At 53.5% G+C, this 5,163-nt stretch carries 8 protein-coding genes; 4 read left to right on the top strand and 4 right to left on the bottom strand.

Annotated features, from left to right (window positions below):
- Nucleotides 1-222: 222 nt before the first annotated feature.
- Entirely contained in the window at nt 223-465 is a 243-nt protein-coding gene (locus OKC30_RS19735) for a plasmid replication protein RepB (RefSeq protein WP_134997961.1), read from the top strand.
- Nucleotides 466-641: 176 nt separating this feature from the next.
- Here OKC30_RS19735 and OKC30_RS19740 read toward each other — a convergent pair whose 3' ends face one another.
- The 3 genes from OKC30_RS19740 to OKC30_RS19750 form a co-directional block, all read right to left on the bottom strand.
- The gene (locus OKC30_RS19740) at nt 642-1,634 is read right to left on the bottom strand and encodes a replication initiation protein (RefSeq protein WP_160839141.1); all 993 of its coding nucleotides are present in this window, start codon (nt 1,632-1,634) and stop codon (nt 642-644) included.
- Nucleotides 1,635-1,817: 183 nt separating this feature from the next.
- Nucleotides 1,818-2,105, bottom strand: a complete 288-nt coding sequence (locus OKC30_RS19745; protein WP_160838343.1) for a type II toxin-antitoxin system RelE family toxin — start codon at nt 2,103-2,105, stop codon at nt 1,818-1,820.
- Entirely contained in the window at nt 2,095-2,337 is a 243-nt protein-coding gene (locus OKC30_RS19750; RefSeq protein WP_160838345.1) for a type II toxin-antitoxin system RelB/DinJ family antitoxin, read from the bottom strand. Before OKC30_RS19750 ends, OKC30_RS19745 begins: the two co-directional genes overlap by 11 nt.
- Nucleotides 2,338-2,515: 178 nt before the next feature.
- Between OKC30_RS19750 and parA the strand changes: the two genes are divergently transcribed.
- From parA to OKC30_RS19765, 3 genes are all read left to right on the top strand, one after another.
- Complete coding sequence (gene parA / locus OKC30_RS19755) at nt 2,516-3,145, top strand: ParA family partition ATPase (RefSeq protein ID WP_160839143.1); 630 nt, start codon at nt 2,516-2,518, stop codon at nt 3,143-3,145.
- Nucleotides 3,142-3,375, top strand: a complete 234-nt coding sequence (locus OKC30_RS19760; protein ID WP_160839145.1) for a hypothetical protein — start codon at nt 3,142-3,144, stop codon at nt 3,373-3,375. The genes parA and OKC30_RS19760 overlap by 4 nt, the downstream gene beginning before the upstream one ends.
- Before the next feature lie 544 nt (nt 3,376-3,919).
- Entirely contained in the window at nt 3,920-4,459 is a 540-nt protein-coding gene (locus OKC30_RS19765; RefSeq protein ID WP_270809766.1) for a serine acetyltransferase, read from the top strand.
- Between the two features lie 264 nt (nt 4,460-4,723).
- Here the strand turns inward: OKC30_RS19765 and OKC30_RS19770 are convergent.
- The coding region (locus OKC30_RS19770; RefSeq protein ID WP_270809767.1) for a hypothetical protein at nt 4,724-5,163 on the bottom strand (440 nt) is incomplete at its 5' end.

The following is a 5,163-nucleotide window of genomic DNA, read 5'->3' on the forward strand; positions in this document are numbered from 1 at the left end:
GCCCTTCAGCAGCTCCACGATCACTTGCACCATCCCCCGGCTCACAAAGGGCGGATCAAGCGAGTTAAGACCAAAAAAGGAAAGAACCCTTGGGCCCGCGAAAAGGCAGTCGCATAGCGCCGCGATCAGCCTGGCTCTCCTACCTGCGCTGACGGTTGCCTTTCGGAAACGGCGCGGGCATCATCAAAAAACACATTTGATTAATCGAATTGGTTATTTGATATGGAAGAACTGCAAGCGAAGTGGACGTTCGATCAGGGCGGGTTTGCCAAGGCCCTGATCGTGCCCACCCCAATGGGTCAGGGCTATCACCTGCACCTGGTGAAGTTCGGCAAGCAGAGCGAGACCATTGTCCTCGAACGACAGCGCGGCGGCTGGCGGGTATTCAAGAGCATCGATGCGGCGGCCAACACCGCCAACGGCATCGGCTTTCGGCGCATCGAGATAGACCTGTCCAGTCGTTAAGGGCCAAGACAAAGACCAGCTCCGTGGACAACGCCCCCGCCCACAGCCCGCAAGCGGTCTGCTGGACGGCCTCCGGTTCGGGCGCTTGCCCACCTCGCCAAGATCCTCTTTCTCAGGACAAGCCATATCAGAAACAAACGCCCTTCGGGCGCTGTTATCTGATAAGGCTTGTTCGATCACTCCTGCTCGGTCTTGAGATACAGGCTGACCGTACTGGCCGATATTTTCAGATCCTCGGCAATATCGCGGTTGCTGTAACCCTGCGCCTTGAGCCGTAGAACCTCCGGCAGCAGCTCGGATCTAGCCTTGCCGCCCTTGGTTGGACGCTTGGATACCTTGCCACCTTTGGCCCCTCTGGCCGCTTGGATGGCTCGGAACTCGGACGGCGTGAAATGCCGCCATACCCAACGGGCGATGCTCTTGGCCGTTGCCTTGACCTCGGACACAGGCAACGGCCCCCCCTGCTCCAGCCCAAAGGCATTAGCACTGTCACAGGTAGCGCGGACGGCCTCGGCCCAGGCATCGTAGCCATTGGGTCGCCAATGAGCCCTGACGGCGCTGTAGGCCCACTCCCGAACGTTATCGAACAGGGTAACGTTGCGACCTAGCCCGCTCGCCTCCTTGCGACTGCGGCGACTGTAGGCGGCGAGATCTTTATCCGGGCAGAACTCAGCAAGGTAGTCGAGCGAATAGGGATCGATGGAGTGCCATACCGTCCACCAATCGCTGTGGGTGGGGTTTTTGGTGATGAGGCCGGTGAACCGCATGTCTGCCCCTAACCGCTTAGCCAGGACGTGCTCAATGGCGGCCAGATAGCGCAACGGCTTTTGTCTGGCTGCATTAGTGCGAGCTACGGGGGTCGCCAGCAGGTAGCCGATATGGGCGCGGCCTCGATGGCTCACCCCTTTCTCGTCCAACGTTTCACTCTGATTGATGGCGATCCAGTGTGGGGCTGGCAGCCCAGCGGCCTCCCATGCGGCATATCCATCTGGCCGGTCGATATCGAATACCAGGCAGGCGACGTGCGGCGGCGGGTTGTGCTGAATATGGCGATAGCCCAGCGCGGTAACCAGAGGGCGGATCAGCAGCCCCTGTGACGGGTCATCACTGCAATAGGGGCGATGAGGCAGGCGTGCAACAAACGAGGCGTGCGGTGCGGGTTTTACCATCGAGCACCGCGCGAATTGGCGGTGCAGGGTTGTTTGATGTGATCCATGTGGTATTCTTCTTCTTGTGATACGTCACGGCCCCGAATTCTCTGTCATCTTCCGCCAAGTTGATAAAGCAGAGATTCGGGGTTTGTCTTTTCTGGACAGTACGTTACCGCAGGTGGTCACACCTTACAACGTTCGCTAATCAAGACGTGACATAGCATCCAGATACACCTCTTCCCGTTCACGCTTCCCCACCGCGACCACGAATACCACCACCCGATCATCCTGTACCTGGTAAACCAATCGATACCCCGCGCCACGCAATTTGATCTTGTAGCAATCAGGCATCCCATTCAGCCGGTTTGCCTCAATCCTGGGACGCTCGATCACCTCTGACAGTTTCTTTTTGAACTGCTGGCGAACGGTATCGCCCAACTTTTTCCACTCTTTCCACGCTCGCGGATCAAACTCGAGTTCAAAGGTCATCCAGCGATACCTTGATGCCCTTCTGGGGACTGGCCAAGCGTTCACGCACGATCGCTAACAGAGCTTCCTCATCCTCCGTCACCACAGTCGTGCGAAACGGGCTCCGCCCCTGAGAGGCCACATACTCCAGGGTTTGCCGGAGAATATCCGAGGGGGTCACCCCCAATTTGTCCAGCACCGCAAATGAACGAGCCTTCAGATCGTCATCGATGCGCAGGTTAATCGTGCCCATAGCAACCTCATTTCGTAATTTCAAACGCAATTACATTGTAGTGCTGGCGATGCCGTTGCACAACCAGAACTCGGGGGGACTGGGGAAACAAGCAAAGTGGGTCTGGAACTGATTTTGATTGTTCATTGCATGTGGTTTTCTGTATTTTTACAAAACCACAAATAATGAGAATTCAACCATGATCATCGGACTGCTCAACCAGAAGGGCGGCGTTGGCAAGACCACCCTCAGCGTGAACCTGGCGGCCAGCTTGGCCCGCCGCGGCTTTCGGGTTCTTCTGATCGATGCCGATCCACAAGGCTCCGCCCTGGACTGGGCCGCAGCTCGTGATGGCGAGCCCCTGTTCTCGGTCGTCGGCCTCCCCAGAGCCACCGTGCATAAGGAGATCGGACAACTCGGCCAGGGCTATGACCACATTGTCATCGACGGACCGCCACGGGTAACCGACCTCGCTCGCTCCGCGATCATGGCCGCTGATGTGGTGCTGATCCCGGTACAACCCAGCCCCTACGACATCTGGGCAGCAGACGAGGTGGTGAAGCTGATTGAAGAGGCTCGCATCTACAAGGAAGGACTGAAAGCCGCTTTTGTGGTTAATCGTAAAATCGCAAATACGGCCATAGGGCGGGATGTTGGTACAGCTCTGGCCGCCTACCCCATACCAGCCCTGACCGCCAGTATCACCCAGCGCGTGGTGTTCGCAGAGGCCGCAGCCCAAGGCCGCGCCGTTCATGAAACTGATGAGACCGGCCCAGCAGCCGCAGAGATCGATGCCGTCATGGCAGAATTGATGGAGATTGCACGATGAACAAGAAGGTCACCATCGGCGCCAAGCCGACCAGCAAGAGTGCGCAGGCCTCCGCCGATGAGTGGGTAGAGAACCGCAGCACCGGCAATGCACCTGAGCCGATGAAGCGGCTCACCATCGACATCCCAGAAAGCCTGCACCGCGCAATCAAGATGCAATGTGCATCGCGCGGAGCCAAGATCGCGGACGAGGTGCGCGAACTGCTTTTACAGAAATACGGAAATCTGTAATTAAGATTTTGATAGGAAGCAAACAGGGGCGGCGGATTTACCGTAACGCCCCTTATGCGCAGTGATAGGCCGTATCAGCCTCAATCCTAATTAGGCCATGAAACCGATGCGACCGACCCCTCAGAGATCGATGCGGTCATGGCGGAACTAATGGAGATTGCGCGATGAACAAGAAGGTAGCCATCAGAACCAAGCCGACCAGCAAGAGCGCGCAGACCTCCGCCTACGAATGAAAGTAGAGAGCCGTAGCAATAGGTGCCAATAGGAACTGATTAAGCAGCCCACCATAGATATCCCAGAGAGCATGCACCGTACAATCAAGATGCATTGCGCATCGCGCGGATGCTAAGATCGCGGAAGATGTCCGTGAATTTATTTTTCAGAAATACGGAAAAAAGTAATTACCTTTTTGCCATCCTCAGCAGCCGATATCAACCTGTGAGAATGATCTAAGCTTGGGACTAGAGGGTATTGTTTTGGCAACGAAGCAACAGAACGGCAGAAAAAAATATTTAACAACCAATACACAAGTGAAGAGTTGAAAATGACTATTAACTATATAAAAAGTGATCTTTTTAGATATGAAGGCAGTGTTAGCTTTAAGTGTTTTTTAAAAAATTACATATTTAATAGGGGGTTTAACTTTTCGTTTTGGTTAAGATTATCCAACCCGAAATGTAAGATTTCACGACTGGCATACCCAATATATTATTATAAAAAAAGGAAGTATGGGTTGGATATTAGCCATAGGATGGTATTGGGTTACGGATTATACATTGGACATGGCGGGCCGTTAGTCATTAATCCCACGGCAATTATTGGCAATAATGTGAACTTATCACAATACACCACCATTGGTTCAAATGAAGGAAAGGCCGCCCAAATAGGAGACAATGTTTACATAGGACCTAGCGTTTGCATAATTGAGGACGTAACAATTGGCTCAAATGTAACGATAGGTGCAGGAAGCATTGTAACCAAAGACATTCCAGATAATGCCACTGCTGCTGGAAACTATGCAAAAGTATTGAACTTCAACAATCCAGGAAGATATATAGGCAAAAGGTGGAGTGTTTCTTCATAGAGTACATAAATATTTGATATTTAATGCAAAATACCAAATGTTTCGTGCGCATTTCTGTACCACGATGGCAGGTGGCCATTAACTCACTTGAGAAAACTGCGGGCCACCATGTTAAAAGAAGTGTGGTTGTGAAACTTGGTATCCAAGCCTCAATGAGGCCGAACAGAGCGCAAAAACCACTGTGCATAATGCCCATTATGTTCAATTGGCCTTTTCACCAGGGAAAACGGGCCGTTCGCCCCGTTCTGGCGGCAGAGGGGACATTTAGAGTGCTCGGACAGGGCTGCCGAGGCGGTTTGGCGGCTGAAAGTTTGTGACGGGCTGGCGGGGGGAAATACCGACCCCGGAGAGCCGATCTGGTTTCGGCCAGATCGGGCGGTGAACTGGCGATTTTGGATAATCTCCTCGCTGTCCACCGAGGACGCCGCTAGGCCCAGTTGACGCCCTGGCCTGACTGCGTCTCCCGGCCCCAAACCAACGTGCGCGCAACATGCGGAATCCTTCACACATATTTGTGTGAACAATTTGATTGTTGTTGCCATCATATTTTGATTTTGATGATTCATATTCCGCATTTGATGTACTGTTCGCCCCAATAACCGGTTTCGCATCGTTTTTCGCCGCAACCCCGGCTGTGTCCAAGCCTGAAAAACGCTTGAACACAGCCAGAATTGCGGCCTGTAGCTCATTTGCGCCGGAAAAAT

Source organism: Aeromonas sp. QDB18, from assembly GCF_027705325.1.
Classification (GTDB): Bacteria; Pseudomonadota; Gammaproteobacteria; order Enterobacterales; family Aeromonadaceae; genus Aeromonas; species Aeromonas caviae.

Coding starts and splice junctions, on each gene's coding strand:
- OKC30_RS19735 (WP_134997961.1), top strand. CDS start 223: ATGGAAGAACTGCAAGCGAAGTGGACGTTCGATCAGGGCGGGTTTGCC.
- OKC30_RS19740 (WP_160839141.1), bottom strand. CDS start 1,634: ATGGTAAAACCCGCACCGCACGCCTCGTTTGTTGCACGCCTGCCTCAT.
- OKC30_RS19745 (WP_160838343.1), bottom strand. CDS start 2,105: ATGACCTTTGAACTCGAGTTTGATCCGCGAGCGTGGAAAGAGTGGAAA.
- OKC30_RS19750 (WP_160838345.1), bottom strand. CDS start 2,337: ATGGGCACGATTAACCTGCGCATCGATGACGATCTGAAGGCTCGTTCA.
- parA (WP_160839143.1), top strand. CDS start 2,516: ATGATCATCGGACTGCTCAACCAGAAGGGCGGCGTTGGCAAGACCACC.
- OKC30_RS19760 (WP_160839145.1), top strand. CDS start 3,142: ATGAACAAGAAGGTCACCATCGGCGCCAAGCCGACCAGCAAGAGTGCG.
- OKC30_RS19765 (WP_270809766.1), top strand. CDS start 3,920: ATGACTATTAACTATATAAAAAGTGATCTTTTTAGATATGAAGGCAGT.